This window comes from Thioalkalivibrio sp. AKL8 (genome assembly GCF_000380525.1).
Classification (GTDB): domain Bacteria; phylum Pseudomonadota; class Gammaproteobacteria; order Ectothiorhodospirales; family Ectothiorhodospiraceae; genus Thioalkalivibrio; species Thioalkalivibrio versutus.
In genome coordinates this window covers 37,389-64,192 of record NZ_AQYF01000009.1, presented here as the reverse complement: position 1 = coordinate 64,192, position 26,804 = coordinate 37,389, and the positions used below count along the sequence as shown (strand labels likewise).

Genomic DNA, 26,804 nt, shown 5'->3' with positions numbered 1-26,804 from the left:
GGTTGTCCACGGGGCGAGTCCGAAAAATGTTGAGTTTGCCGACTTAGACATCCCAAGGAGGACGGCCCGTGAACCTTCATAAAAATCCTTGTTTGGACCGCGCGGTCGAGAGCGCATGGTCCATTGTGTGCTGGATCGAGGCTGGAGCATTCGAGCGACGGCCCGTGCCTGTGGCGTGGACCCCAAGGTCGTACGCCGCTGGGTGCAGCGGTTCCAGGAGGAAGGCCGTGCCGGCTTTCTGGATCGCTCGTCCCGGCCTCGGAGTCTGCCGCGTCGAGCCTCCCTCAGAATCCAGCGTCAGGTTGTGGCCCTGCGTCGGCAATACTGGACCATGGATCGGATCGCCCGGTTCGTGGGCGTCTCGCGCGCCAGCGCCAGCCGCATCCTGCGGCGCGAAGGGCTGAACCGCGTGGCGGCGCTGGAGCCGGCCGAGCCGCGGCGGCGCTACGAGCACGAGCACGAGCATCCCGGCGACCTGTTGCACCCCGACATCAAGAAGCTGGCCCGCTTCCGCCATCCCGGGCACCGGGTGAGCGGGGTCCGGGCCAAGGACCCCATCGGTGTGGGCTACGAGTACGTGCATGTCGCCATCGATGATCGCTCCCGCATCGCCTTTAGCGAGATCCATCTCGCCGAGCGGGCCGGGGATGCAATCAACCACATGAAGGCGGCCGTGCACTACTACGCGACCCTCGGCATCACCATCCGGCGGGTGCTAACCGACAACGGGCCCTGCTATCACACCCGGGCGTTCAGCCAGGCCTGCCGCGAGCTGGGGATCCGCCACCGTCGGGCCCGACCCTACACGCCGCGAACCAACGGAAAAGCCGAGCGTTTTATCCAAACCGCCTTGCGGGAGTGGGCTTATGCCTTCACCTACGCCACGTCGAAGGAGCGGAGGGCGCACCTACCCCGGTGGATCCATGACTACAACTGGCACCGACCACACGGTAGTCTGAACAAACAACCACCCATCACCATCCTCGGGCTAACCAGGGACGACCTCATGAGACTCCAAATCTAGACCGAAGGATCTTCTCGCTTCGCACGCCCCCATGCGGAGAGGTCCGGGGTTAGTTCGGACAACCTTCGCAGGTCTTTCCCGTCGCGCGCACTCACCATCCTGACAAAGTCTTCCTGGTGTTGCTGCCCCAGAGCCAGGCGATAAATCGCGCGCTGTTCCTTCAAACGCGCAAGGTCATCCAGTTCTTCACTGGCCGGAATGTGGAAAAAACGGGCGTCGACCGAAGCACCCGGATAATGCCACCAAGGCTGCAGCCCCGACTCTGTCGGGTCTATCTCCGCATCAACCTTTTTCTCAAGGACTTTCCACGGGCTTCCCAATCGTGGAATCCCTTCTAGCTCCTCATACTCCCGCCCAATGGCTTGTCGCACGCCCAATCCAGCATAGCGCTGAATCCGTCCTTCTCTTTGTTCCAAGTCGACGGGGTTTCCGGGTAGGTCCCAGTGCAGCAAGGTCTTGCACCAAGGGTGGAAATCTAGGCCTTCCTGACCGACCGAGGTCGTAGTGAGCACATACGGCCAGAACGGTGAATTGAAGGCGGCACGGATCTGTTCGGTGCGCAGAGGTTTTTCATGCGAACCGGAGGAGCGCGCCAACTCCTGCGCGAAGGGCATTGCGACCTCACAAGGCGCCCTGAACGATTTTGACGGATTCTTCGGGTCGTGAATGGTTACGTGCCCACCCTTGACTCCCAAGACCGTTCGAAGACCGTCCATCACATCCGTAACCGACATAGAGGTACCCTGCGTCTGATACCAGATATGCTCATCCAGAACGGATTCGAGATTGCCGTCTACTACCGCCCGCTGCAAAGCTCGGGGATATCCAGGAAGCTTAGCCTCTCCGCGCCTTTTTGACCGTTTTCTCAAGGCGGCGACAAACACCGGGTTATCAAAGTAGAGCCGCCAGGCATTCATACTGAAGTCGGCCAAGTCGACGCGACTCGCCCCGTCTATCAGGGCTGGGAAGTGACGAAGCAGGCTGCGGGCCATCACAACTCCAGGCGCCGATAGGCCATGCCACGCTAGTGCGTCAAGCTCCGACCTAGAGATGGCAGCAAGACGCTTCGTGCCCGCCCCCCTCCAAGCCTCCACTACCTCCGGGGCGATCTTCGCGTCCGCCAGGGTATCTCCAGACCGGAGTCCAAGGGACGTCTCGATCCCTGCAAGCAATTGCCAGACAGGCCTTTTTTTCCCTCTGTGCCGAACCACTTCAACTCCAATCCGTTCCAGGCGGGTTACCAAGGCCTCCCTTAGAGCCCCCGCGAAATCCCGCCTCCGGTTCGGGTGAAGCGCCTCCGCTAGGGGGTCACAAGCCTCCGCCAGCCAGAGACACGGATAGAAACACGCCAGCACCGGCATCCGGGATGGCCTTAGAGGAAGATGCGCGCTCGCCCGGCTCCACGATCCGATACTGGTCGCAACGGCTCGGGCCTCATGGTTAATCGCAGCTGCCACGATTTTTGGGGTTGCGCGGAGCCGACTGAACAGAAGCAGTTTGCCCTCGATGTCCCGCGTCGTATTCCATGAGTCAGCGAGCCGCCACCATGGAAGCGTGGGTGGCATCCACGGCAAGGTCAGTGTCTTCGGTGCCAGGGTTTTGAGCAATGCGCGAAGCTTGGGATGTGGCCATTCGAAGCTAACCTGCTTTACTAGGCGGTCTTTGCAGAAAGCAGGCGCCTTGCTGATTGCTTCCGGGTCTTTCGCAGGCACTTTTGGCCAAGCGACATAGCCACGCCCCATGCTTTGCAGAGGCAGCGGGATCGAACGCCAGTAAGGAACGGCGGCCGACCGATATTCCAGAGCCAGACGTTCATGGAATTGACGGAATACCTGCCAGTCTTCCTTTGACGTTGTAATTTGGATGGCACGCGGGGTTTTTTTCGGGGGCGGACTGCCATCATTTAAAGCCGCAATCCGGGCACGCTCCGTACGACTCATGACTTGGCCGAGATGCTCCTCAATCTCGCTCTTCACGTTTTCGATCCTGTCGAAATCCAAGGAGGGTTTCCGAACCTGATCTGCAAATTCTCCGAACAGGCCCCTCGCATGCTTTGCGGCTTTCTCGCCCCCGTCCCCGTCCCCGAACAAGAAGCACAGAAGGTCGAGAAATTCTCCATGGTGATCGCCGAACAATTCCCCTTCGTCCCTCTGTCGATAGAGCGAATAGGGGGTCGCCGACAAGAGCAGAAGAGGTACTCGCCTGCCTGTCTCGTCTCCTCGCAAGCGCCGCGCTGGGTCTAATGCCGCAGGACCCTCTAGCTCCGACATTTCTTTCCCGTCCTCTCTCAGCTGCCCGTGATCCGCCATGACCAGATCACGAAACCGCTGAAACTCGTCGAAGATCACCAGATCCGGCTGCAGGCCCTCCAATTCGAAAACGGCCCCCACCATGGCCGTTCGGGCGAGACTTACCAGTTCTAGGGGGTTGTCGGTCCGCCGGATCGCGGATGGCACATGCGCCCCCGTACCCAAGCTAAGCTGTAGGCGCATCTGCTCTTGGAATCGGCGGGTCAACTTACCAAGAGGGACAGTTCCTTGCCGCCCCTTAGTCGCCTCCAGTCTGGCAGCCGCTGCCGCGAGAGCCCCGGGCCAATTATCCTCGCTCACTTGGCCACGGAAGGAGTCTTCGGAAATTAGCTCCGGCCAGCACCGGTTCAATAGCTGGTGGAGAAGGGCGCGCTCTTCCTTGCGGCCGTCACGGCGCTTCCCCTTACGGTTTGGCAACGAAGTATCCGGCGTGAGGCTGTAGAGATGGACTTTCGGGTGGCTCGGAGGCTCCTCGAAAGGCAGCATGGACAAGCGGTCCGCTCGGCAGACCGCCGTGTCCACATCTCCGCCATCCCCCACCACGGCCTCCACCAGCTTACGGCTATTCTGCCCGGCGATCGTGAGGCTGCTGCAGACGTAATACACCACGAGCGGACGGTCGCCCCGCTCCTGAGCCATGCGCCGGATGATCTGCTGGGCCACCACCGTCTTGCCCAGCCCTACCTCGTCAGCCACCAGGAAACGCGGCCGCAGCCGATGCGGATCGGTCAGCACCCTGCATGCAGACTCCACCGTCGCTACCTGATAGGGCTTCGGTCGGGTCATCGTCTGTCTCCCCCCAGCGCCGACTTGAGCTTATTCAATTGCTCACGAAACGCCTTGATGCTGGCGAATGCCTCCCGGCCGGCAGCATCGTCGGCGCGCTCCTCCAGCGTCTTGTCATCCAAATAGCGCTCCAACGCCTCATGCACCGTCTGCAGGCTTTCCGGGGCACGCTGCCAGACTTTCAGAAGGGCCTCCACGGTCGGACGTCCGGCCACCGGGCGTCCGGAGCCGGATGTCGCCACACCGGTCGCATTAATCACCTCGCCATCCCACGCCACGGGGTCCAGGTCATACCCCTCCAGCAGTCCGTGTACCCAATCGAGATATTGGTGGGGGGTGAGATAGCGCGACAGCAATCGGCGGTCTCGGTCGCGGGGTACGCCTGACGCAATTGGTATGAAAAGGACCCAATGCAACTGAATCCCCGCCGCGTCTGGCGCTACTCTGGAACGGTCTCGCAAACGGAATCGGAGCAACTCGGTCTGACCGGCCAGATTCAGTTCCTCGATTGGAATTTGGACCGAGGCCTGCCCGAGAGGCCAGAGCACGTAAGCACTCTCCGGCGCCCCGAGTGGGCCAACATCCAACTCGACCCCAGAGAGTTCGAAGTCAGCCAGATCCACGGCAAGTGGCCTGGCCGTCTCGACATGGATGGTGACACCATCAGGATCGGAAACCTGACAAAACTCCAGGGCCGACAGCCCATCTCGCAACTGTTCGAGGCGATCGCGCGGCGTCGGCTCTGGCTTCCCCTCACCATCTTCGAGAACTTCGCTCGCCTCTTGAAACAAAGTCTTGACGGCATTCAAGAGTTCGATCCCGCCCGTTAATTCGACAACAATCTCCGCATTCGCTGACCAACCCCTGCGGGTCACATTCGCACTGCCCATCCACAGAGAGACGCTCCCGCCCTTACGAGTCGCGATCAGCTTGGCATGCAGGCCCAGTGGTATCACTTCGTCCATGCCCCCCTCGCTCGGTACCGATGCGTCGAGGGGTTCTTCCTCAGCTTCAAAGGGTTCCGCTGTCGTCTGCCAGGAGTCTTGCAGAGTCCAGAGCGCCCAACCCGGCAATTGCTTGTGGCGATCCCGGAGCCGGCGATCCATCTCTAAAGGCGTGCTCAGGAGAGAACGATCTGCCGCCGGCGCTTTCGCAGCCAGCCGGTTCAGCGTCTCAAGGGTGAAAAACGGGCTCACGACAACCAGCTCGTCCGCGTCGGTCGGAAGTTCCGGTTCCCACCCCTGCGCACCATTTAGCCACTCGATCCGCCGGACTGACTCCACCTCTGCAGGCGGCTCCCACCGCACCAGCTTCAGCTCATCCGAAAGCTGTTCGCGTAGATTCTTCTCTTGTTCCGCATCGAGTGCATTGGCAAAAAGCCCCTCGGCGATGGTCTGCAGACCGACGGGGGTGTCACCTTCACTCCCGGGACGCCCAATCAGGACTAGGCCGCTGTCCCAAGAGATGTCACGAGTGAGATTGCGACTCCCTATCCAGAGCCGCCACTCGACAGTCGGGCTACCTGCCGTATCTCCCGAACTTTCCACTCGGACCAAGGCAGCTTTCGCGTGCCAGGACGACTGGCGCGGATCCCGCGGGACTTGACGAACGAACTGATCCAGCAAGGACAGCACCTGTGGACTAGTGGATGGAGCCGCAATGCGTCCCTTCTGAACCAGGACACGGAAACAATGACCCGAGCCTTCGCCAAAATGCTGCAGTGCTGTAGCCAGGCCCACCTTGCTCCCCCCGCCGTCCAAATCATCCCGCCCGGCCAAAGCCAACAGGGCCGAAACCATCACGGTCAGATCCAGCGAAAACGTCGACAGGATGGCATCCGTCACCTGCGCGCCAGCCGGCGGACGCAGGACATCCAGTAAGGGCAAATGCGACCACTGGCTCGAATCCTGCGAGTCGCTCAAGCCGTGTCCTCCAGATCCCGCAGAAGGTTTGTCGCCACCCACCAGCGGTAGTGCAGGGACCCGGGGCGCGATTCGTTGCTCCTGGCCTTGTCCAGCCACCACTCCTTACGGCGCTCACGCCCCAACGCTCCGAGCCGGGCCCGACCACCCTTCAGAGCAACCTCCTGCTTGCGATAGGGCTCGAACAGACCCTTCAAGTCGAGCCCCGCGGTACCGGTCTCGCGCAACCAGTCCCGAGTCCTTTTCATCACATCCAGCACGCCTTGCGTGCCGCGATCCAGTGGTCTGAGATCCGTTCGCAGACTCTTCAGCTCAAGCTGCTGCGCATCGCCGAGGCATTCACCAACCACCATCTGCAGGTTCTTACGGCAAACGTCCCGCTTTCCCAGCCCGTCGGTATGCACGGCCGTCTCCTCCACCAGAGCCAGATAGACCGCACGAACAACGGCTGCCAGAGCCGCAGCGTACCGTGCCTGTTGCAAAACCTCTTTCTCCTGCTCATCCAGCAACTCGTTCCGGACTCGATCGCAATACAACCCGTCGCCCTTTGCCAAGTCCGCCCCCGCCCTCGATTGGGCAAGGCGCCCGAACAGGGAGCGACGTGCGGATTCGGGCTCGAATACATGCTCCAGTACGTCACGCAGAAATTCGCGCTCCTTTTCCTCCAGACGAAAGCCGAGTTTTCCGCCGGAATCCCAACCCGGGGGCCGGGGCGGCAAACTTACAAATGGCGATTCGCCCCCCGCGAGCCAACGACCCTCGGCATCGTGCAAGGCCGGCGCCGAACTCGCGCCCTTCAGCCGGGCGACCACCTCAGATCGAGTCGGCACACTCCCGTCGCGATGGCGGTGCAGAATGCCCCACCGGCCCAACGCAGACCAGTACGTCATGCTCGGGCGCTGCGACGGCATCCTCGGTAGCGTATTCCGCCCAATCAGCCCCCATCCTTCGACGCTGGATTCGGAGTCGTTTTTCTTCAGGGCTTTGGCGACCTGCAGCTCCCTTCTGGCGATCTCCTCTTCCGGATCGGAGATGTTACGCCCGGAAATCCAAAGGTCATCGAAAATCCATGCAACGAAGAGCACGTACCGCAAACGCGTATGCAACACAGAGGTGCCGGGAAAGAAGCGATCGGCATAATGTTGGTGGATCCTCAGTAGGCCGAGTTCGTCCACAACGCCTTGCGCCCCGGTTGCAAGCTGGCTTTCCGCCCTTTGAACCGCCGTCCGAGAAATCTGTGTCCACCCAAGCTGCGACTGCATACCCGTCCCCTTTGCCTCTCCGTCCGCACTCAGCCGATCTGTCGACCTCCCCGGATTAGGTCCACACATAACTAGATGGTCCCCGGGTGTGTAACTGCCGGCATTCGACTGGCGTCATGCCCCCCAGCGAGTCGTGAGGGATGGTTTTGTTGTAGTCCCGCAGCCACAATCGAAAGGCCCGACGAGGCCCGTCCGGTCTTTCCGCGACCGCAGGCGGGTCACGTTCTTCCAGCCAGGGCTCCAGGCCACGGGCGGAAACAACCCATTCACCGCCGCCTGACTGCCCCTGCTGGGGTGACAGAAGCCGAACACGGCGGGTGCACCGCGGAAGCTCCAGCAACAGATTGCCCACGGTCCATGCCCGAATGTCCTCGCGCGTTGCCAGGCGCCTGCGACCGGACAAGCACGTCTAGATGTTGCGCAAGGCACGGAAGCCCCTCATGCGGGATCCTTCGCGCGGTAGGCCAGACGGGCGGATGCCAACTCCAAGGCAATGGCGTCGCGCAGTGCCTGGGGTCCAAGGACCTCGACGCCCGCCCCCAGACCCAAGAGCCACCACTTGAGCCGGGCGGTGTCGCGCACGGTGGCCGTCACCCGCGCAGTGCCGTCGGGACCCGGCTCAATGAGCTGGTCTTCCGCCAGGCGGGCCTCGTGGAGGTGGTAGGCAAGATCCGCATTGACGCGCAGTTCCAGGGGGATGGCATCACCCTCGGGATAGTCGAAGGCGCCGTCGCGGATGATCTGGTCGAGGTCGAATCCGCCCTCGGGATCGCGGGCGGGCTGATCGGTCAGGGCCGCGGCCTCGATACGGTGGGCCGCCAGATGCACGACATCCTGGTGCGGTTCCATCGTGGCCAGAACGTAGATAACCGGTTCGCGAAACACGAGTCCCAGCGGATGGATCCGGTGGTCCTTGACCTGCCCCTTCGAACGGGAGCGGTAGGTAATATCGAGGCAGCGGCGCTCCAACAGGCCCTGCTGCAGGATCGGGAATACCCCGTCCGGCATCTCGGGCGGGTTCAGTGGCGGCCCGTTGGAAAGGATGCGAACCCGCTCGGGCCACAGGCTCAGACCGGAGGCTTCGCCGGCGGAATCCAGTACTTCCCGGGCGCGGGCCACCTGCGGCTTGAGTCGCGCCCGGGCCGAAGGCGGCAGCAGTTGGGCAGAGTGTGCATGCAGGATCTGCAGCGTCAGGGCCGTTTCCGGATCCATCGCCGGCACATCCTGCAACGGCGCCTCGTCGGACCAGTACCAGCCGTAGGGGCGCTCGCGGTCGTCGCAGACCAGCGGCAGGAACGAGGAGAGATTTTCTACGTCGCGCTCAATCGTACGCAGCGACACGTCGATCCCGCGATAGGCGAGCCGATCCTTGAGATCCGGGGCGCTAAGCCGCCTCGGGCGACGCGGAATCATGCCTAGCAATAACATCCGGCGCTGCAACGTGGCGCGCATTCCCTGCCCTTCCGGCATCCCTTTCCCTTTCTCGTCCGGTCCGTTAAATGCCGGTGCATTTGCCGCCACCTTATCCCACATCGCCCTCATGGCAAACCGGACCCCTGCCCTGTCGTTTCTCCGAGTACATCGCATCGGGGCGTCAGGTCATGTCGCACAAAGGTGCCAGACTGATGGGGCAATGCGGGTCCTGCCTAAGGTCCGGGAAACCCGGGGCGGTTCACAGCGCGAAATTGGCGCTTTTTTGCGAAAATGTGGGTATTTAAAAATAAAAATACCGGATCTTTTTCCCCTTCTATTCAGGCGCTTGGAAGAAAGCGTCATAGTGACGTTTAGCTATATTTTTCGTAGGGTCATCGACTGCGCGTCGGCGAGTGTACGCGCGTTTTCTACGCCCCGGGGCCAAACGCCAATTCTGGACTGGCGGCCTCTTGTTCGAAGCTTCCGCCTCGGCCTCCGCCTCAAGCCCTACGGAAGGACTGATGACACCGCAAACACCGAGCCGGCCTCGGTCTGCAGCTCGGTACAAAGCGGTGCCAGAGGTCCAAAGGACTGATAGACCTCCTCGATAGGCAGCAGGTCCGGGTTCCCGGCCAGCAGATCGCGCACCCAGGCCTCATTCCGACCATCGGTAAACCCCAGCGGCATCCGGCGAGCCGTGGTGAAGGAGCCGTTCCCATCCTTTCTAAGAAGAATGTTTCCGCAGGCCGGCATACGCTGAATCGCCTCCGTTACCCTTTACACAGTGCTTCGGGTTCCATAACCAGCCCCTTGCACAGTACTTCGGCTTTCTCCGCCAACTCCGCCAGGTGCGACACCATATCCGCGATCAATGTGCGGCGTACCTCCTCATCCAAGAGGCCTACGGCTGCGCCATTGAAAGCGTCGAAATTGACCATCTTCTCATCATCACCCTCAGCCGGGTTGTAGTAGTAGCAGACCAGCCAGTCGGAATCGCCGTCCGCCACGGCGTTCCCACTACCGAGCCCGTTTCGGACCATCTCCCTCAGATCAGGGGAAGAAACGACAGTACCGGACTCGTCTTCCACCCTGAGGCCATAGTGAACGGCGTGGTAGAGATTGACATAGAGACAGACCTTCCTATCTCCCACCCGGAAGATCGGCATCTTGATGCCGATATGCTTATTGTTCCTGTTCTTCGAGTAGTAGTCTGCAGAAATGGTGGCGATATTCTTTCCACCATAAACGCTCGGGGAAGATCCAAAATGGGCCTCGAGAGCTGATCTCAATTCGTGCCAGAACCTTTCCTGCACTGAGGCCTTGGCCTTGGGCAGTGTTTTCTCGACCGCAAGGGCCGCCTCAAACTTTTCAACGTCACTGCTCAGCTCGCCGGCCACCAAATCGTTCATGGTATTTCCCTTCCCTGTGAGGTTATGAATAAGCTGTTGGTACTGCTGGATAGCATGCGCCAAAGGCGGCTTGTGCTGGCTTCTCTCAATGCAGCTATCCAGCCAGCGTGAGATATCTTCTGCGAACGAAAGGCAGGACACCTTCTCTTCGGTCAACGCATGCAAGCTGCTGGCCGACGGGCTTACCCCATCCAGGGTCAAATACACTAGGGTGACCTGTTTTTCTCCACCCGCGCGCCGCTGGAGCTCCCGGTAGTAGTCATGAAGCTGTTTTTTCTGGTCGGCCGCATCAATCTTGAGCTCGATGCCAACGATGGTGTCTGGTGACTCGATGACAATATCGACCCGGCGCTTTTCTTCCGTGAGAAGTTCACGACTGATCCTATAGCAGCCTTCGCCAAGCCCTTGGAGGCCAGGCACACCCTCGAGAAACAGCTGCAGGAAGGCGCTACCCTCGCCATGCCGCCCATTGGGTTTCAGCAGCTCATGCAGGAACCTGGAGTGGGTCTCTGCTTCGTTTCGCTGCATCCTGAGGATGGTGAATATATTGAAGCACTCGCCATGCTGGTTGGCCTTCTCGCGGGCCTGGCTGACGACCTCCTGGAGTTCGTCTGTCATCAACAGGTCATTAAGCATCGGTCTCTCCCTTGATCCAAAGTTGCACCCGCTGGGCGAGGCCCTCCCCGCTTTTCGCGAGTGCCTCCTCCAGTCCCATCGAGCCTGTGGTTTGTTCGGCATGGTCGTGCTTGATGATGGTGGCGCCGGTGGCTTCCAGCTCCTTCAGGCCTGACAGTGCGACCTCGCGCCTGTCCGCCTCGACCCGAAACGGCAGGGTCACAGCCACGAGAAGATTCAGCCCCCGCTGCACCACCTCGCTGGCGATTGCAGGCATAGCGCCGGTGCCGGCACCGCCCCCCAGCCCCGCCAGAAGCACCACCTTGCCGCTATTGGGTAGTCGCGCCCTGATGTCCTCGAGCGACTCTTCCACGGCCTTGCGACCGCGAGCGGCTGATGCCGCACTCGTGCACTTGCAGGCCTCAGGGCCTATTACCAGCCCTTGCCCCGGCGGCAGGTCTTCCAGTCCTATGCGATCAGTATTGATGGCCAAAAAACGACCACCAATCACCTTGTGCGCTTGCCGTGCCAACGAAAGGCCGGCTCCGCCCACACCGACTACAGTGCATTCCTTCATCCCTGATTCCTTATTGCCAAATGCGATAGCGGCATCCTGATCATGCTTCACCGCTGTCGAGATTACGGATGCGTCAGGTCAGCGGTCGGACAGTCTGTGTACTTCCTTCAGCAAACTCTTGGCTCCCTTTCATCGGAGCCCATCAGCGGCTTCTTACCCATGACCTTGTCGATGATCTCGAGCATGCGGCGCTTGCGCTGTTGACGCAAGGCGTCGAAGTCTTCGGCACGCAGGGACTTGGCCGGAGTACGGTGGCCTTCCCATCCATCGCGCCGATGCCGAGCAGGGCTTCGATGCCTTCTTGACGGCCTACGGCGACAAGTACCCGAAAGCCGTGGACACCCTGGCCAAAGACCGCTTGGCACTCCCGCCGTTCTACTACTTTTCGGCCGCGCCCTGGCAATGGATCCGGACCAACAACCCGATCGAGTCTACGTTCGTGACCGTGCGCCTGCGCACGGCCAAGACCCGCGGGTACGTCACCCGCAGGCGATCCTGAGCCTGAGGTTCAGGCTCCGCCATCGCGCCCAGAAGCGCTGACGTTCAGGGTCTGCAGTTACCAGTGAGTCGACACGCTCGAGCGCGGTGTTCAGTTCATCATTGGCATCGAGCAAACCGAGCCATCCAACACCGACCGGCGCGCCGCCTAACTCTCCTCATAGCAAAGCGGACCCCTGCCCCATCGTTCCCCCAGTACATCGCATCGGGGCGTCAGGTCATGTCGCACAAAGGCCTCAAACTGCCCGAAACATCACCGGATCAGGAGGTCGCCATGAGATGGATCGTGATCGGAATCGCATGCCTGTTGGCAGGGTGCGCCGCGACGGTGCCTGCCGGATTCGGGAAGCCCTCCATCTATGACGCCGACGGGAACCGCAAGGGCTACATTGCCGAAGGCGCCCTGGGCCAACAGCAGGTCCGCGATACTCGAGGCGTGCTGCTCTACGAGATCCGCGACTGACGTGGAAACGTGCGTTCGGCATGCAGTACGAGGCCCGCCCCTTTCGAGGGATAAGTGCGGACTTCCCAAATCCGCCACGCGACAAAACCTGTCGCCCTCCTGTGTAAGGCTGGAGCCCTACTGACACCAGGAGCGTCACATGCCCATGAGCCATCGTCGTCGACTTCGTAAAAACCGCGTGCACTCCAGCCGCCCATCCCGTTCGGGGACACTGAACGGGATCCGCATGCTGTGGGGCCTGCGCGTCGTCGCAGCGGCCTTGCCGCAGGACGCAAGCGGCAGCATGGATCAGCTGCTGAGCAGCGACTTGCTTGAGGGCCTGGGCATACACCTCGACGACGAAGAACGGGACCTCGACGAGCGCGCTTTGGAGCGGGCGGTGCAGGAACGGCTTCAGATATTCGAGTCCGACGCCCCGCGCCTGCGAGACCACCCGATCGCGCAGAACGTCCGGATCCTAGGCGAACCGTTGGGCCTGAACGGCACGGAACGCGAGATCCTGGAGCTTCTCACCGTCAATGCCTCCAACCGCGCCTTTGCCACGCTGCTGTCCGAAGTTCGCGAGGCCTGTGACCTGTCCCCGGAGGGGGTGCTGGCGTTTGCCCTGCAGCGGACCGAACGCGAGATCCGGACCGTCCTCGCCCCCAGCGAGACCCTGGTACGTGCCGGTCTTGTCGAGTTGGACACGCGCGGCACGTTGATGAGCAACGATCTCGGGTTCGAGCTGCTGCGCGGTCTCGCTTCCGAACTCTCCGGCACGCTGGACTCCCCGGATCGCATCTTCGCGGGGTTCTTCCGCGACATGCCGGCTCCCGAGGAAAATCAACTCGCCCTGCCGCACCTCGAGTCGGACATTGCACGGCTCAAGGCGCTTCTTCTGCAGGCCATTGCGGACGGCGTTCAGGGGGTCAACATTCTGCTGTACGGCCCCCCCGGCACCGGGAAGACGCAGATCGCGCGGCGCATCGCGCAGGAGACCGACCTACGCGCACGGGAGGTGAACCATGAAGACGCCGAAGGTGCCCCCATGGAACCCCATCATCGGCAACGGGCCTACCAGCTCTGTCAGTACCTGCTGCGCCGTGCTGACGATGCCCTGATCGTCTTCGATGAGATCGAGGATGTGTTCGGGCGCGACCCGTTCGCGGCGCTGTTCGGCGGCCGCCGTCACCCGAAAAGCGGCGGCAAGGCCTGGACCAACCAGATGCTGGAGGAGAACGCCGTACCGGCGATCTGGATCACGAACCATCCGGATCAACTGGATCCGGCTTATCTGCGTCGCTTCGATTACGCGCTTGAGGTGGGGCACCCACCCCGCTCAGTCCGCCGCGCACTCCTGGCGCGCGCCTGCGACGGCCTCGACGTGACCGAAGCCTGGCTGGACCACACGGCCGGGACCGAGGCCCTGACCCCCGCCGAGATCCGCCGCGCCGCACGTGTGGCGCGGCTCCTGCGCAATGGCCGGGATGCGCCGGAATCGATCATGGCGGATCACCTGAACCAGCAGGCCGAACTTCAGGGGCGCCCGCCACTAACCACGCCCCGCGGGCTGGATGCACTGGACTATGGCCTCGAATACCTCAATACCGACACCCCGGTGGAGGCGGTTATCGAGGACCTGATTGCGGGTGGGCAAGGCACCCTGCTGGCGTATGGCCCGCCAGGGACCGGCAAGACGGCGCTGGCTCATCACCTGGCCGAGCAAGCCGACCGCCCGCTGCGCAAGCGCACGGCCTCGGAACTGATCTCGCCGTACGTGGGCATGACCGAGAAGAACCTGGCCCGGGCCTTTCGGGAAGCGCGCAAGGAAGGCGCGGTGTTGCTATTGGACGAGGCCGACAGCTTCCTGACGGATCGATCGCGGGCCCGGCAATCCTGGGAGACCACACGAACCAACGAACTGCTGGTCCAGATCGAGGCGTTCGACGGCATCCTCGTCTGCGCCACCAACTTCCTGGAGGCCCTGGACCCGGCCGCCCTGCGTCGCTTCGACCACAAGCTGGAACTGCGCCCGCTGGATCACCAGCAGCGCGTACAGCTCTTCGATCAGCTTATCTCGCGACTGCAGCCAAGCGATGCAGACGATCGCGCCGCAATCGATACCGCTCACGCGGTCGTGCGCCGACTCGACGGTCTCACTCCCGGCGACTTCGCGACGGTGGTGCGAGGCCACTCGCGCCGGGGCACGCCTCGCGCAGGCCTCACCTTGCAGGCACTGGCCGACGCCCTGGTCGGCGAACATCGGATCAAGCCTGGTACGGGCGCACGACGCGCAGGCTTCGCCTGACCCAAGACTGCCAACACGTAGTAGCACGGATTGCAGAGGCCAAGGAGCGCCACATGGATGACATTCAAGATGCGACACAAGCTGCGACTATCGCCGCCCTGAAGGCGGAAAGGGATCAACTCCTCACGCTCCTGAAGGCCCTACCCGACATCTCCTTCGTTTTCGACGAGGACGGCCTGTACGTAAAGGTGATCGGCGGCGCGAATGAGAGCATGTACGTCAGCGGACAAAGCCTGGTCGGACACTACCTGCATGATGCCCTGCCGGCTCCGCTCGCGGACCAATGCCTGGAGATGGTGCGTACTGCGATCGAGTCCGGCGAACTGCAGACCGTTGAATATTGCCTGCGAACCGCCGATGTGGCGTTACTGCCTGATGACGCCCGCACGGGCGCGCGAGGCACGACAGAGCAATGGTTCGAGGGTCGCGTGCTTCCCTTGCCCACGTATGATCACTCGAATCGCGTCGCCCTTTGGGTCGCGGTGAACATCACGCCCCGCAAGCAGCTTGAACACTACTGGCAGGAGGTTGCCCACACGGATCCCCTGACCGGGCAGGCCAACCGTCAGCGACTGTTCGCACGGGCCCAACAGGAGGTGGAGCGCGCGCATCGCCACCAGCACCCTCTCTCCCTGCTGGAAATCGATTTCGATTACTTCAAGCGGCTGAACGATCAGTACGGCCATGCGGCGGGCGATGAAGCTCTTCGACGCATCACGCAGGCCTGTGAAGGGATCCTGCGCGAGTCGGATTTGATGGCACGTACCGGAGGGGAAGAGTTCGCGATCCTGTTGCCGGAAACAGACCACGATGGGGCGCTCGACCTTTCCAGACGGCTTCTCGATATCGTGCGGGAGGTCCGTTTGCCCGATTTCGCCCCGGAGATCCGGCTGACCATCTCCATCGGCAGTGCGACCTTGCTAACCGGCGAATCCTTCGACGGGCTCATGCGCCGAGCGGACGAAGCCCTCTACGAGGCCAAGGCGAATGGCCGCGACCGGGTGTGCTCGGATCGATGATATCCGTAGGAAAAGGGTCAATCGCCTGAAAAATTCTCCTCGCACCGCGAGACCTGCTGCAATGGGTGTCTGGGTATATCGGACTGGCTTTGATGTTTGACTCAGCCCCGGAGGGACCGACATGACTGCAGAGCACTACCCCGTCCGCATTGAGCGCGACGCCGCCGGGCGCTACCTCGCCACCTGCCGCGACGTACCGGAAGCGCTCACTGACGGAGCGGAACGCGACGAAGCGAAGGCCGAGATGGCGGACGCACTCATGGTGGCACTGGAAGGCTACCGACTCGATGGGCGTCCACTGCCCTCGCCATCACGCCCCGAACCGGGCGAGATCCTGGTCCGCGTGAAGGCGGGCTGATTGCTTGGAAGCGGAGCCTAGTCCCTGATGGCCGTGATTGCGCCTTTCTCGACAAACACGAATAGAACGCCCTGTCCCTGTCGATACTCCCAACGCTCCTCCACGCCATCGGGTGTCGTCAGCCGACGTACCCTACGCGGCTGGCCACAGAGCTCGGCGAGCTCCGAAGCGGCATCGCCGGGCGAGAAGACACGGGAGGGGCGGAAACAGGCCGCGAAGCGCCTCTGCTCCGCACGCCTTTGCTCGCGCTCGTACTGGTCCGGAAAGCCCCGGCGGCTGGCACCATCCGCACAGGGGGCGTCGGCGTACTCGATCCCATTGGCGGTTTCACATTTGAAGTAGCCCTCGGCAGCCGCTGGTGAGCTTGCGAACAGCAGCGCGAATCCGACCCAACCGGCCCACCTCATAAACACCCGCTTCATCAACGGCCCCGCCCGTGGCCGCCTGTCCGCCCATTCGCGTACTGTCCCACCGGCGCCTGCGCCAGGTAGCGCTCCTGCGCACGGGACTCGATCGCGCCCGGGCGCGCCTGACGCACGAGCGCCATCGCATCTCCTGAAGGGATACCCCGGTCCAGCAACAGACGGGCGGCGACGGTTCCGGCCCGGCCAAGGCCGCCTTTGCAATGGACCACCCAACGGCCCCCCGCGTACAACGACCGATGGATTTCCGGCGCCACGGCCTGCCAACGCTCGTCCCACCGCCGGTCCGGACTGGCCATATCCGGAATCGGCAGGTGATACCACGCCAACCCGGCGTCGCCGACTGCCTGGCCCAGACCCGGGACGCCCAACGCTGCAAGCTCCCCATTGGGGTTGAGGGTCACGACCGCCGTGGCGCCCCACGCCTGAATGCGTTCCAGATCCAACGGCAGGTCGCGGACCCAGGGACCGGTCATCGCGTCGTGTTGCTGCTTGCCTGGGCAGAAGGTGATGCCGATGCTGCCGCCTTCCGGCAACGCAATCGCAGCGATCTCCAACGGAAGGCTTGTACTGGTGCGGACGGTGGTCATTCAGAGTGCCTCCGGTGATCCGGTTTCGCTCACACCCGTGGGTGCTGAATCCGAGAGCTGCAACAGCGCATCGCCGAGTGCTGCGAGCCGGTCGTGCTGGCTGAGCCGGGCGCGCCATTCATCGGGGATGCCCGCCTCCCCGTAGTAGACCCCGGCCAATTGCCCGAAGATGGCGGCGGTGGTGTCGGCGTCATCGCCCAGGTTGGCCGCCATCAGGGCCCCTTCCCGAAAATCGCGGCTTCGGGCAAAGGCCCATAGAGCGGCCTCAAGACTATCGGCCACATAGCCCGTGCCGCGGATGCGGGGCGGATCGTTGTGCCGGAATGATCCCTGCGCAATCGCCTCGATCCGAGGCGCCAGCGCATCCTGCGCCTCGAAGCCCGGCAGCTCGCGCCAGGGACGTTCCAGGATCTCTTTTCGGGTCGAGCCCTCGAGAGCGGCCAGCGTATAGGCCGTCCACAAACGACAGGCATCCAGGCACTCACGTGCACCATGCGTCGTTTTCGAACTCTCCTGCGCCGCAACGTGTGCCTGAACCGGTGTGCGCCGATAGGCCAGGGGGATCGGAACCAGCCGCATCAGGGATCCATTGCCGGCGGTTTGTGGGTCTTCCGAGCCGCTCATGGGGTCGCCGGAATCCTCATAGCGATGGAGTGCCGCTCGCACCGTGTTCCCGATATCGAAACACCGTCCCGTACTGCTCGCGTACCCCTCCCGCCACCACCGCACGTACCGATCCATCTGGTCGTGTGCATCGAACCCGTGGCAGTGGACCAGGCTCTCGGCCAGGCAGATCGCCATCGAGGTATCGTCCGTCCATTGCCCCGGCTGCAGACCAAACGGTCCACCTCCGACCATATCGGTAAGCGGTGTGAAACTGCCGGGCCGCTGGAACTCCAGTGTGGTTCCCAATGCGTCACCGCATGCCAATCCCAGCATGGCGCCCCGGTAGCGGTCTTCGAGTGTTGGCATGCCCCGCCTTCTTCTTGTTGGCCTGATGAAACCCTGACGATACGCTCACGTGATTGCGGCCGGTGAACGGCGCTTTCGCTTCGTTGGTAGCACACGCAGGCGTCATCCCCTGACGCGTCACCCTGCACTCGACCGTGTCAGTATCGTGGTCCGGCCACCGGACATCACTGCAGCGCAATCCGGCCTTCCATGACCCTCAAGGTCAAAGGCGCCCTCAATCGCCACATCCAACGACCGGCGGGTAGCATTCATGCCATGGGGTGAAGAACGTCCCCAAACACGAAACATCACCGTCACGAATCAAAGCATGGAGCACCACATGGACGACGAAGAGCATGAACGGGACAAGGAGCTGGAAGAGCATGAACGCCAGCAGCGCCTGGAGAATATGCAGCGGCGCAGCGACGGCCAGATGGGCGTCGGCGGTTTCGAAGTGCTGAATGAACCGAAACAAGACGAAGGCGAAACGAAGGACCGCGAGTGAAATCCGAATGCAGGGCTGAGCGCTTGAGGCATGCAAGCCTGGATGGTTGCCCGACCCCGAGCTGACGGGAACCGACCGTGACGATGCTCAAGGTTGGAGAAAAGGACCGCGACGGGCGCCAGAAGCGCATCGAGCACACCGGGCGCTATCTGCGAGCCAGCCGAACCGGCGGGCTGTCGCTCCGGGCGCAGACCCGAGCGGCCGGCGTCACGGTCTCCACGAAGACGCCGATCGGCTCGTTCAACTGGATCGCGCCGGGCACCTGCTGGCCATACACTGGTGCCTTCTCCAGGTGTTCCCGACCGAAAGAAATGCCACCCGCAGTTCCCAACCCGCCACCGCGTCTTCGATCAGCGAACGCTGGCTGAGATCATCACCGAGTGCGGCTTGCCAGCCGTCCTAATGGGGCGGACGTGTCTGGAGCGAGCAACCACCCACTCGCGCCATGTTCTAAAAAGAGCGCCCTCGGAGCAGATCACCAAGCTAACGCGTTCCGAAATGAACGGTGGGGGTCACGACAAGCCTATTGCTTGATGTCGCGGTCGAAGAAGCATTCATGAGGGTCAACGATCTCGCCCCTGGGGCCTAATGCTTGTGAGTAGTACCGGAGAGTTCGATTCCATTCCGCCACGATGACCCCGGTCACCGACGCGGACGGCCATACGGCGTTGTGGGCATTGATTTGTCCGGCCCACTCGTCGGTCAATCTCTTCCGATACCCTCGATGTCCCCAGTCTCCCGGCTCATTCGACCACTCAGCGCAGACCACCAGAACTTTCAGAGGTGCGTGGAGGCACGCAAGTTTGCGTATCTCGTGACCGGCGGATTGAGCGTTGTTCTCTGACTCCACGAAAACGAGGGGAACCGCATTGCCAGATGAATCGACCTCACACATCGTGTAATCGACCTTGAACTCCTCTTTCTTGAACCGAAGCCCCATCTGCTGTGCGACTTCAGGGAGGACATGTTCTTCATACCGTTTCGTCCTGGCAGCACTCCCCTTCCAGGCCATAAGGAACTCGTCGGATCTCATCCCTTCGAGTGACTTCTCGAACGCTGTACGAAATTCTCTCCAAAACCCAATAATCGGTCGCATACCATCCTTTCAGTGTCGCGTCCATCTCAAGCATTCGCACCCTTCGTGTTACGAGGTGCCACATACCCACACGGATCGGTGAGCCAGCGTAAGAAAACTCAGAGAAACCCAGATTTCCGTCCCTCGACCCGGCCTTTCGAGGCGCTCTCACGCTCCAGGGCGTCGACGAGCATTTCGGGCTCGAAACGATGCCCGAGGTTGCAGGCGCATCGGAACAGCATCGCGAAGTCGCCGGGAGCCAGATTCTCGAGTCGCCCGATCCGTTGTCGCAGGTACCGAGTGTGCCCGGAGTCTGGCACGGCAAGGGTGAGTGCTTCCAGCAGGTTCAAAAACAGAGCCCAGCGCCGCTCGGCACTCGGGTATTGCAGTTCGATCTTGGCGTCAAAGCGCCTCATCACCGCTGCATCGAGTCGGTCGAACGCGTTCGTTGCGCATACGAAGATCCCCTGGAACTCCTCCATGCGCGTCAGGAGTTCGTTGGTCTGGGTGACTTCCCAACGATTTCGAGCACCTTCGCGATCGGCTAGAAAGCTGTCGGCCTCGTCGAGGAACAACACAGCTCTCGATTCCCTTGCATGCTCGAACATCTCGGCGATGTTGGCCTCGGTCTGTCCGAGGAACTGGCCCAGCAGGTCGGATGCACGCTTCAGGATCAACGGCGCATCAAGCTCCTGCGCCAATGCGCGTACGAGCTCGGTCTTTCCGGTTCCCGGTGGGCCGTGAAGCAGTAGACGCCCGCGGCCACTGCGCTGTAGACCCTCGAACAATTCCTCCAGGTCGGTGCTGGCCTCGAGGGCGTCGCGCTTCCACGGGAGCGTTTCCGGCGGCGCCTTCGGCACTGCTGCGAATCCCTGTACACCGAGGTGCTGATCGATCTGCTCTCTGAGGAATGATTCCGTCGTCGCGATGTTCGAGCCGGATGCTCCCATGCAGCCCAGGGCCGCCACCTGCCGCATCATCGCCGGTGTGACAGCGCGATGGTGTGAAAGGCAGTCCTCGAATTCCGCCGATATCGGGACCCCCTCGAAACAACGACGGACCATCAGGCGTCGCGTCTCGGGACCGGGGGATCGAAACTCCCTGACATAGGTGAATCGGCGCAAGTACGCCGATTCGATCTGAACCGTCGAATTGGCGACCCAGATACTGGGTACAACGCTCGCCTCCAGCCTCGAGTTAATCCAGGCCTTCCCCACTTTGACTCCGCCGCGCGACCAGACCTGGGGACCCTGGTCCCCGGACATGGTGAAAACATCATCCATATCGTCGAACAGCAGCAGCGCGTTGCGGTCCTGGCCGTAGAGATTCTGAGCCAGTGACCAACGGCGAAGACGCTGTAGCGGTCCGATGGGTTCGCCATCCGGTTCGCAGTGGACCACTTCAACCAAGGATGTCCCGAGCTCCTGAGCCAGGAGCCGCACGAACTCGGTCTTTCCCGTGCCGGGCCCACCATAGAGAAGGATGTTGACCGCCTTGCCGCCCCGTTGCTGGCTCTCCCGGATGATCCGGACCAAGCGGTGCAATTCATCCTCCAGATGCGGGATGTCACTTACCGTGATTTCCGGGGCCGGCGCACGCGTATAGAACCACCGAAGAAGGTCCTCGACCTCCGCGACGTCTTTCGATAGTTCCTCGTGCATCCGACCTCGAAGCTGAAACTGCAACTCGTTCGCGCGCCCGAGGCTAGGACCGAACGCGCACACTAACCCCGTCTCAAAGAGGCGCCCACTTTCATCCAGAGCGTCGCGGATCTCCCGCGTGGGAATACCGAGCAACCGACCAAGAATGCAGAAGCCACGGCCCGAACGTCGATCCAGATAGGCGTCCAATGCCTCGTACAGATCGCCACTAAGCTGGATCAGCGCCAAGGCGCCCAACAACCGAACCTCAACCGGGCTGAGGTATAACCGCTTCCCCAACCGCTCCAGGTTGGTGCGCATGGGCTCAGGAAAATCCTCGCCTACGCCTCGATCCAGGAGGTCCTGAATCCTGCGCTCGGTTCCGGCTTCCCTTTGAACATCCGAGCCTTCCGGTGCTTCCTCTCCTTCAAGGCCACATGCCGCCAACAATGAAGGAGTGACGTCGGACAACGAAACGTGCGTATGGAACTGGAGGTCGTGCAGGACGCGCAGACACCACAAGCGTATGAGCGCGTCCATCTCCGCCATGTCGTCAGTGTGCTTCGGATCGAGGCAGGCTACAGCGGCCACGAATATCTCCTGTCTGGGTGCGATTCAATCATCGACCCAGTAGGCGACAGATTTTGACGCCCCAGTGATGCGTTATGGCTCCACAGAAGCGCGTAGTGGCTGCAGATGTCATCGCATGTCGGCTCTCCCCCGCTGCGGACTTCCCCAGCCATTAGGCCCGCACATTATGGCAGCAGAGCGCGCTGCACTCAGCCTTCTAGGGCGGTAATACGAGTACACTATTCGCGGGCGACTACCCAGATTATTACGCCCCGAGTTCTACAGATTATTACGCCCCGAGTTCTAAGTGAACAGTGACAGCCAATGGCGTATTTCCACCGTCGAAAACGAACATAAAAACATTGTTCTAATTTTAGTTGACATCGCAAATTAGATCCGTATATTTGCACCCAGTCCACCTAGAGCGATGTGCGCTGAAGGTTAGCTCAACAAGCTTGGTTAACCGGTACGACGAGGGAGCCAAGAACCCCGGACAGGGCAACCTGTTTTGCTGATATTCAGTCACTGGACTGAAATAGAATCAAAACAGAGCGTAAGCGAGGGGGGATGTTGCATGGGGCGGCTTTTGGGTCGCCGGGTGGAAAGCCAGACCGGATCGATATCCGCAAAAAGGCTAGACGTTGCATGGGGCGGCCTTCGGGCCGCCGGTTGGAAAGCCAGACCGGATCGATATCCGCAAAAAGGCTAGACGTTGCATGGGGCGGCCTTCGGGCCGCCGGTTGGAAGGTCAAACCAGACAAGTATCTGAAAGTCTGAGCATTGCATTCGGCGGCCTTTTGGCCGCCGGTTTCAATTAGGGTCCTAACCCTCGAGCACGGCTAGCTTGACAGCCTTTCGACTTACCCGGATTCATGCCACGCATACCTAGCGACTTCAAGTGGTATAGCGGTCGATATTCGATAAGCGCGAGGCTCCCAGCGAGTCGTGGGCGATGACTTCATTTATATTCTGCAGCCAAGGTTCCGTGTAGCCCCGAACCTGGGTTCGGACACGGACAACAGACAGATCGATTCTTCCACGGCGGTACGTGCCCTTGAGCTGCTCGATCGAGCTGTTCTAGATCTGACGTTCGGGCTGAATGAAACACAACTCGTCGTCCACGCTGACGGGGTCGAAGCTCGAGCCGGGCGAGACCCTGGCCCATGTAAAACAGTACTGAACGCGAAGGCGCCGGCCCCGGACTTCGTGGCGTACGCTAGGCCCCTGGCGATAGCCTAACGACAATGCCCTACTCAATCGCCCTGCAATGAGCACGAGGCCATGGCGCTTCTGAAAGTAGGCGAGAAGGACCGCGACGGGCGCCAGAAGCGCATCGAGCACACCGGGCGCTATCTGCGAGCCAGCCGAACCGGCGGGCTGTCGCTCCGGGCGCAGACCCGAGCGGCCGGCGTAAATCTCACCGGGAACACCCGCCACGGCGTTCGCGTCTCGACCCGCCTCGCGAAGAACACCCAGGTCGCTTTGCAGAATGGGCGTTTCATCCTGCGCGGGCGCTACGGCTCGGATGCGGCGAAGTTCAACCTCTCCAAATCCGGCGTCACGGTCTCCACCAAGACGCCGATCGGCTCGTTCAACTGGATCCGGCCGGGGCGCTCCTCGGCGAAGATCGGGGGGGTTCAACTGCGCGGACACAATGCCGCGGCCATCCAGGGGCTGTATGGGCTATTCGCGGCCGCCTCCTGGTTCGTGGGTGCCCTACTGCAGATGGTTGCCGGTCTGTTAGGTGGCCTTCACCGTCTGGGAACAGCCGCCGCCGCGCGCCGCCACCTGGCCGAGGAGGAAGCCGCCCGGCCCGACGTGGCACTGGCTCACGTCAAGCCGCTCGGGCAACGCGTCCTCGACGAACACGCGGTGTCGATAGCCGACTGGCCTTCGCGGGATCAGCTCGCCGCCCTCGCCTTCGCGTTGCTGGTACTGGGACGCGGTTCCACCCATCCGCCCCAACCTGGTGCCGATAACTCCATTGCATCGGCGGCCGAGGTGGCCCTTCTTGAGGACATCGCCGAGGCCGGGCGTCAGTGGGACACCTGGCTGGGACCGTTGCCACCCGACGACATCGAGCCGGTCTTCGGGGTGCTGGTGTCGATCGCGGAAGCCTATGCGCGGGACAACGGTCCCGACCGAATCACCGAGACCCTGCTCGCCCTGGATGATGCCTGCCTGCTGGATGGCCCAAAAACGCTGCTACAGGAAACGATGATCGATCTCACGGCCGAAGCGATGGGCGTGGAGCTGGTGTTCGAGGGGGAGGCATGAGCGACCCCCGCCCCGGCTCCCTCGATGCCCTGGTGCAGATCCATCAGACCCTGATCCGGAATCCCGGCCCGCGGGAGACCTGCGCGGGCTGGCGCGCGTACTGCCACGAACAGACCTGCGGTTTTGTGGTGACCTTCGATGACCCTGCTTATCCGGAAACGGATTCCCGTTCTCTGGGCCTCGACGGACACGACCACTTCCACGACATCCCGGAATCCGATCTGGACGAAGCGATCATGCGGGTAGTGGATACCGAAGGCCCTGTCCACCTTCGATTGCTGACTCAGCGATTACTCGATGCTGCGGGGTTCAGTCGGGCCGGCTCCCGGATCCAGGCGCGTATCCATGAACGGCGTGCAACATTGGGGGCCACCGGACAGATCCGGCTTGATGGAAACTTCAGCGGCCGCCCGGAGCAGTTTCGGGTTCCGTGTCTTCGGGACTGGAGCGGCTTGCCGGACAACCTGCGCCAGCTCGATCACGTCCACGACACCGAGCTGATGCTCTCACTCGTACGCACCGTGGTGGAGGCCGGCTCGCTCGCGGTCGATACAGCCCTGAACGACGCCCTTTACCGCATGGGCTTCATCCGACTGACCGAGAACGCACGGGAGCGACTGCAGACACCACTGGACCGGGCGCTACAGGAAGGATTTCTGGTTCGGGGAAAAGAGGGGTTGGAGCCCGGCCGAAAAGCCTTTGAGCGGCCTCGACCGAGCACCTGATCAATGCGCCGAGATCGGCGCCACGCCATCAGAAGCGATAGCCGAGACCCAGATTGACCCGGGTCGCACCCAGGGCGACCTCGAGGTCGCCATAGGACTCGCTGCTGTACGCGGTATAGGTCACTTCGCCACGCATGAACCAGCCGCTGTCGCGCTGGATCTCGACACCGGCTCCGACGCGCGGGCCGCTCGCATCGTCCGTATCCGAAACATTGTTGACACCCGCCTCACGGATACGTCCCCGGAACTCGGTGTGCTGATAGCCAAGCAAGCCGTACAGCAGGACGTTGTCGCTGACGAGACCGCCCACGCGGAGGCTGCCTCCGATGCTGTGGCGGGCCTCCACCGAGGCAGTGCCCTCGCCTTCAATGCGGGCCGTGGCATCGGCGTTCTCACCGATCACATCGAGTTCGAACCCCGTGTAGACGCCCGACGCCGAGGTGACACCGTAGCCCCCGAAAAAGCCGGCGGAGAACCCCGTGGCACTCAGGCCCGACAGGCTGGCGACGCCGTCCAGGTCCACATCCGCATCGTACGAGGCACCCCCGATCTGACCACCCACATAACCGCCATCAAACCCACTCGCGTGGGCCACTGAACCGGCCCCTACCAACAGAACTCCGCCCAGTAGGACTGACGCGCCTCGTACCTTCCAATGCTCCATGTACCGCTCATCTTCGTAGCCGTGGATACGCGCTCTGCGACGCGCAAGAAAAACGCCCCAGAGTCACCTTGTACGGGTTGCCCTGGAGCCGAGGGCACGAAGCTACACGGCACATGCGACGGTAGGTGTCGCCCTGATATGGATCATCAGGTGCAGGTGTAGGCTGTCCACGTGACCGAAGGAGAAAGGAACATGCCTTCAATGATGCCCAACCGATCTCCAAACGAGCGCCGCGCACTCGCCCGAATGGTGACCACGCTGTTCAACCACTGGGCGCTGGATGAAGACGAATCGCTCGCCATGCTGGGGATGACGAAAGCCTCTCGCCACTGGCTGACGCGTTATCGCAAAGGCGAGCCGCTGTCCGCGAACCGGGACATGCTGGACCGGGCCGGGCACCTGCTGGCCATACACAAGACCTTAAGTCTGATGTTCCCGCACGAACGCGATCTGGCGTACCGGTGGATCCGCACCCGAAACCGCGCTTTCGATCAGCTCACGCCGGCCGAGATAATCGTCGAGTACGGATTTCCGGGCTTGCTGATGGTGCGTACGTACCTAGATCGGACACGAACCCACTAACCGACGACCCGCCAACGGCGCGGCCTGCTTCACTCGCGCCGTCGAGCCAATGACGATAGGTACGCGTTTTTCCGCAGGGGCAAGCCTGTCCGGGTGCCATGCTCAAACGAGAGAACATGTTCCGTGGGGATGGCCACGCAGCGGCCGATCAATCGTCCGTGAAACACCCGCCCCAAAATTACGTCCGGGGACTAGGCAGGATCTACAGGGTCAAGCACGGACCGATCGTCATTCGCCAGACGATTCACTCGGGTGGAAACTGGATACGCCCGCAAAGCGGAGGGCGGCATACGGCGAGTGATATGGCGGACCTGCTCACGCTCGGTGATCTCGGGGTCTAGCCAATCCCATCGGCATTCCGCGTCCAGCGCGAGCGGCTGTCGGTCGTGGATATGCGCCAGGTGTTCGGACGCAGGCTCGGTGATGATCGCGCAGCAGGCCCCTCCGTCCGCGGTCGGCGCCCAGATGCCCGCCAGGAACAGCACGTCCTGCGTCGCGTCGTCGGTCAACGTGATGAAATGCGGCTGCTTGCCCTCTTCGGTCTTTTGCCACTCGTACCAGCCATCCGCCGGGACGATGCAGCGCCGATGCGCGAAGGCACTGCGGAAATACGGACTGCTCGCTACCTTCTCGGCGCGGGCGTTGATGGGCCGCGGCCCATCCGTTACCCGTTTGGGCCGGAACCCCCAGTGCATCGGCTGAAACGCGGCCGGCGTTTCCTCCCCCGCCCGAAAGGCCTCAATGTCGGTGCCCGGGGCAACGTTGTACCGAGGGGCGTCGAATCCCTCGTCCACCGGCACCTGGAAGTACCGCATGGCCAGCTCGCTGGTCGCGCTGTAGCGCGCAAATCGTCCGCACATT

General features: G+C 62.1%; 22 protein-coding genes and 3 pseudogenes. 11 read left to right on the top strand and 14 right to left on the bottom strand.

The window, feature by feature from the left end:
- Positions 1 to 68: 68 nt before the first annotated feature.
- Positions 69 to 1,024 (top strand): annotated as a pseudogene (locus tag G335_RS13570) (IS481 family transposase).
- On the opposite strand, the gene G335_RS0109630 reads toward G335_RS13570, so the two are convergent.
- The 8 genes and pseudogenes from G335_RS0109630 to G335_RS13565 all read right to left on the bottom strand — a co-directional run bounded on the left by G335_RS0109630 (position 1,021) and on the right by G335_RS13565 (position 11,317).
- Positions 1,021 to 4,119: a hypothetical protein gene (locus G335_RS0109630; protein ID WP_018176606.1), complete on the bottom strand. Its 3,099-nt coding sequence runs from the start codon at positions 4,117 to 4,119 to the stop codon at positions 1,021 to 1,023. The pseudogene G335_RS13570 and the gene G335_RS0109630 overlap by 4 nt on opposite strands.
- Positions 4,116 to 6,041 carry a phospholipase D family protein gene (locus G335_RS0109625; protein ID WP_018176605.1) on the bottom strand — a complete coding sequence of 642 codons (1,926 nt, stop codon included), beginning with the start codon at positions 6,039 to 6,041 and terminating at the stop codon, positions 4,116 to 4,118. Before G335_RS0109625 ends, G335_RS0109630 begins: the two co-directional genes overlap by 4 nt.
- Complete coding sequence (locus G335_RS0109620) at positions 6,038 to 7,303, bottom strand: DUF6361 family protein (RefSeq protein ID WP_018176604.1); 1,266 nt, start codon at positions 7,301 to 7,303, stop codon at positions 6,038 to 6,040. Before G335_RS0109620 ends, G335_RS0109625 begins: the two co-directional genes overlap by 4 nt.
- Before the next feature lie 157 nt (positions 7,304 to 7,460).
- Positions 7,461 to 7,706, bottom strand: a pseudogene (locus tag G335_RS14505) (hypothetical protein); the annotation flags it as partial.
- A 35-nt stretch (positions 7,707 to 7,741) separates the two neighbouring features.
- Complete coding sequence (locus G335_RS0109615) at positions 7,742 to 8,773, bottom strand: YafY family protein (RefSeq protein ID WP_026304812.1); 1,032 nt, start codon at positions 8,771 to 8,773, stop codon at positions 7,742 to 7,744.
- A 450-nt stretch (positions 8,774 to 9,223) separates the two neighbouring features.
- Complete coding sequence (locus G335_RS0109610) at positions 9,224 to 9,403, bottom strand: hypothetical protein (RefSeq protein WP_018176602.1); 180 nt, start codon at positions 9,401 to 9,403, stop codon at positions 9,224 to 9,226.
- Between the two features lie 83 nt (positions 9,404 to 9,486).
- Positions 9,487 to 10,761 (bottom strand): PD-(D/E)XK nuclease family protein, encoded by a 1,275-nt coding sequence (locus tag G335_RS0109605; RefSeq protein ID WP_018176601.1) that lies wholly within the window; start codon positions 10,759 to 10,761, stop codon positions 9,487 to 9,489.
- Positions 10,754 to 11,317 carry a hypothetical protein gene (locus G335_RS13565; protein ID WP_018176600.1) on the bottom strand — a complete coding sequence of 188 codons (564 nt, stop codon included), beginning with the start codon at positions 11,315 to 11,317 and terminating at the stop codon, positions 10,754 to 10,756. Before G335_RS13565 ends, G335_RS0109605 begins: the two co-directional genes overlap by 8 nt.
- Positions 11,318 to 11,618: 301 nt before the next feature.
- Here G335_RS13565 and G335_RS14370 point away from each other — a divergent pair, with 301 nt between their 5' ends.
- The 5 genes from G335_RS14370 (at position 11,619) to G335_RS0109575 (ending at position 15,942) form a co-directional block, all read left to right on the top strand.
- Positions 11,619 to 11,816 carry a transposase gene (locus G335_RS14370; protein WP_018176599.1) on the top strand — a complete coding sequence of 66 codons (198 nt, stop codon included), beginning with the start codon at positions 11,619 to 11,621 and terminating at the stop codon, positions 11,814 to 11,816.
- Between the two features lie 273 nt (positions 11,817 to 12,089).
- Entirely contained in the window at positions 12,090 to 12,278 is a 189-nt protein-coding gene (locus tag G335_RS0109590) for a hypothetical protein (RefSeq protein ID WP_018176598.1), read from the top strand.
- Positions 12,279 to 12,504: 226 nt separating this feature from the next.
- Positions 12,505 to 14,565, top strand: a complete 2,061-nt coding sequence (locus tag G335_RS0109585; protein ID WP_018176597.1) for an ATP-binding protein — start codon at positions 12,505 to 12,507, stop codon at positions 14,563 to 14,565.
- A 53-nt stretch (positions 14,566 to 14,618) separates the two neighbouring features.
- Positions 14,619 to 15,584 carry a sensor domain-containing diguanylate cyclase gene (locus G335_RS0109580; RefSeq protein ID WP_018176596.1) on the top strand — a complete coding sequence of 322 codons (966 nt, stop codon included), beginning with the start codon at positions 14,619 to 14,621 and terminating at the stop codon, positions 15,582 to 15,584.
- Between the two features lie 121 nt (positions 15,585 to 15,705).
- On the top strand, positions 15,706 to 15,942 hold the full coding sequence (locus G335_RS0109575) for a type II toxin-antitoxin system HicB family antitoxin (RefSeq protein ID WP_018176595.1): 237 nt from the start codon (positions 15,706 to 15,708) through the stop codon (positions 15,940 to 15,942).
- A 421-nt stretch (positions 15,943 to 16,363) separates the two neighbouring features.
- Here the strand turns inward: G335_RS0109575 and G335_RS0109565 are convergent, their stop codons facing one another.
- Both G335_RS0109565 and G335_RS0109560 read right to left on the bottom strand, forming a co-directional pair.
- The gene (locus G335_RS0109565; protein WP_018176593.1) at positions 16,364 to 16,954 is read right to left on the bottom strand and encodes a cyclin-dependent kinase inhibitor 3 family protein; all 591 of its coding nucleotides are present in this window, start codon (positions 16,952 to 16,954) and stop codon (positions 16,364 to 16,366) included.
- Positions 16,955 to 17,926, bottom strand: a complete 972-nt coding sequence (locus G335_RS0109560; protein WP_026304810.1) for an ADP-ribosylglycohydrolase family protein — start codon at positions 17,924 to 17,926, stop codon at positions 16,955 to 16,957. It abuts the gene before it with no gap.
- Between the two features lie 319 nt (positions 17,927 to 18,245).
- Between G335_RS0109560 and G335_RS14285 the strand changes: the two genes are divergently transcribed.
- Positions 18,246 to 18,410 (top strand): hypothetical protein, encoded by a 165-nt coding sequence (locus G335_RS14285; protein WP_196802253.1) that lies wholly within the window; start codon positions 18,246 to 18,248, stop codon positions 18,408 to 18,410.
- Between the two features lie 77 nt (positions 18,411 to 18,487).
- A pseudogene (locus tag G335_RS13955) lies at positions 18,488 to 18,670 on the top strand (hypothetical protein); the annotation flags it as partial.
- Positions 18,671 to 18,933: 263 nt separating this feature from the next.
- Here G335_RS13955 and G335_RS0109545 read toward each other — a convergent pair.
- Together G335_RS0109545 and G335_RS0109540 are read right to left on the bottom strand one after the other, a co-directional pair.
- Positions 18,934 to 19,506, bottom strand: a complete 573-nt coding sequence (locus tag G335_RS0109545; protein WP_018176589.1) for a hypothetical protein — start codon at positions 19,504 to 19,506, stop codon at positions 18,934 to 18,936.
- Positions 19,507 to 19,604: 98 nt separating this feature from the next.
- Positions 19,605 to 21,716: an AAA family ATPase gene (locus G335_RS0109540; protein ID WP_018176588.1), complete on the bottom strand. Its 2,112-nt coding sequence runs from the start codon at positions 21,714 to 21,716 to the stop codon at positions 19,605 to 19,607.
- 1,260 nt (positions 21,717 to 22,976) lie between these two features.
- On the opposite strand from G335_RS0109540, the gene G335_RS0109535 reads away from it, so the two are divergent.
- A complete protein-coding gene (locus tag G335_RS0109535) occupies positions 22,977 to 23,972 on the top strand; it encodes a hypothetical protein (protein ID WP_018176587.1) in 996 nt (331 codons plus the stop codon).
- Positions 23,969 to 24,697 carry a DUF3320 domain-containing protein gene (locus G335_RS0109530; protein WP_018176586.1) on the top strand — a complete coding sequence of 243 codons (729 nt, stop codon included), beginning with the start codon at positions 23,969 to 23,971 and terminating at the stop codon, positions 24,695 to 24,697. Before G335_RS0109535 ends, G335_RS0109530 begins: the two co-directional genes overlap by 4 nt.
- 28 nt (positions 24,698 to 24,725) lie before the next feature.
- Here the strand turns inward: G335_RS0109530 and G335_RS0109525 are convergent, their stop codons facing one another.
- Positions 24,726 to 25,361, bottom strand: coding sequence for an outer membrane protein (locus tag G335_RS0109525; RefSeq protein WP_051080065.1), 636 nt, complete (start codon positions 25,359 to 25,361; stop codon positions 24,726 to 24,728).
- A gap of 246 nt (positions 25,362 to 25,607) precedes the next feature.
- Between G335_RS0109525 and G335_RS0109520 the strand changes: the two genes are divergently transcribed.
- A complete protein-coding gene (locus G335_RS0109520) occupies positions 25,608 to 25,943 on the top strand; it encodes an MbcA/ParS/Xre antitoxin family protein (RefSeq protein ID WP_018176584.1) in 336 nt (111 codons plus the stop codon).
- 191 nt (positions 25,944 to 26,134) lie between these two features.
- Here G335_RS0109520 and G335_RS0109515 read toward each other — a convergent pair whose 3' ends face one another.
- Positions 26,135 to 26,803 carry an SOS response-associated peptidase gene (locus G335_RS0109515; protein ID WP_018176583.1) on the bottom strand — a complete coding sequence of 223 codons (669 nt, stop codon included), beginning with the start codon at positions 26,801 to 26,803 and terminating at the stop codon, positions 26,135 to 26,137.
- Position 26,804: the final 1 nt, after the last annotated feature.

Bases quoted from the DNA above. Each gene is read 5' to 3' on its own strand.
- G335_RS0109630 (WP_018176606.1), bottom strand. From the start codon at position 4,119: ATGACCCGACCGAAGCCCTATCAGGTAGCGACGGTGGAGTCTGCATGC.
- G335_RS0109620 (WP_018176604.1), bottom strand. From the start codon at position 7,303: ATGCAGTCGCAGCTTGGGTGGACACAGATTTCTCGGACGGCGGTTCAA.
- G335_RS0109615 (WP_026304812.1), bottom strand. From the start codon at position 8,773: ATGCCGGAAGGGCAGGGAATGCGCGCCACGTTGCAGCGCCGGATGTTA.
- G335_RS0109610 (WP_018176602.1), bottom strand. From the start codon at position 9,403: ATGCCGCTGGGGTTTACCGATGGTCGGAATGAGGCCTGGGTGCGCGAT.
- G335_RS0109605 (WP_018176601.1), bottom strand. From the start codon at position 10,761: ATGCTTAATGACCTGTTGATGACAGACGAACTCCAGGAGGTCGTCAGC.
- G335_RS13565 (WP_018176600.1), bottom strand. From the start codon at position 11,317: ATGAAGGAATGCACTGTAGTCGGTGTGGGCGGAGCCGGCCTTTCGTTG.
- G335_RS0109590 (WP_018176598.1), top strand. From the start codon at position 12,090: ATGAGATGGATCGTGATCGGAATCGCATGCCTGTTGGCAGGGTGCGCC.
- G335_RS0109585 (WP_018176597.1), top strand. From the start codon at position 12,505: ATGCTGTGGGGCCTGCGCGTCGTCGCAGCGGCCTTGCCGCAGGACGCA.
- G335_RS0109580 (WP_018176596.1), top strand. From the start codon at position 14,619: ATGGATGACATTCAAGATGCGACACAAGCTGCGACTATCGCCGCCCTG.
- G335_RS0109575 (WP_018176595.1), top strand. From the start codon at position 15,706: ATGACTGCAGAGCACTACCCCGTCCGCATTGAGCGCGACGCCGCCGGG.
- G335_RS0109565 (WP_018176593.1), bottom strand. From the start codon at position 16,954: ATGACCACCGTCCGCACCAGTACAAGCCTTCCGTTGGAGATCGCTGCG.
- G335_RS0109560 (WP_026304810.1), bottom strand. From the start codon at position 17,926: ATGCCAACACTCGAAGACCGCTACCGGGGCGCCATGCTGGGATTGGCA.
- G335_RS14285 (WP_196802253.1), top strand. From the start codon at position 18,246: ATGGACGACGAAGAGCATGAACGGGACAAGGAGCTGGAAGAGCATGAA.
- G335_RS0109545 (WP_018176589.1), bottom strand. From the start codon at position 19,506: ATGCGACCGATTATTGGGTTTTGGAGAGAATTTCGTACAGCGTTCGAG.
- G335_RS0109535 (WP_018176587.1), top strand. From the start codon at position 22,977: ATGGCGCTTCTGAAAGTAGGCGAGAAGGACCGCGACGGGCGCCAGAAG.
- G335_RS0109530 (WP_018176586.1), top strand. From the start codon at position 23,969: ATGAGCGACCCCCGCCCCGGCTCCCTCGATGCCCTGGTGCAGATCCAT.
- G335_RS0109525 (WP_051080065.1), bottom strand. From the start codon at position 25,361: ATGGAGCATTGGAAGGTACGAGGCGCGTCAGTCCTACTGGGCGGAGTT.
- G335_RS0109520 (WP_018176584.1), top strand. From the start codon at position 25,608: ATGGTGACCACGCTGTTCAACCACTGGGCGCTGGATGAAGACGAATCG.
- G335_RS0109515 (WP_018176583.1), bottom strand. From the start codon at position 26,803: ATGTGCGGACGATTTGCGCGCTACAGCGCGACCAGCGAGCTGGCCATG.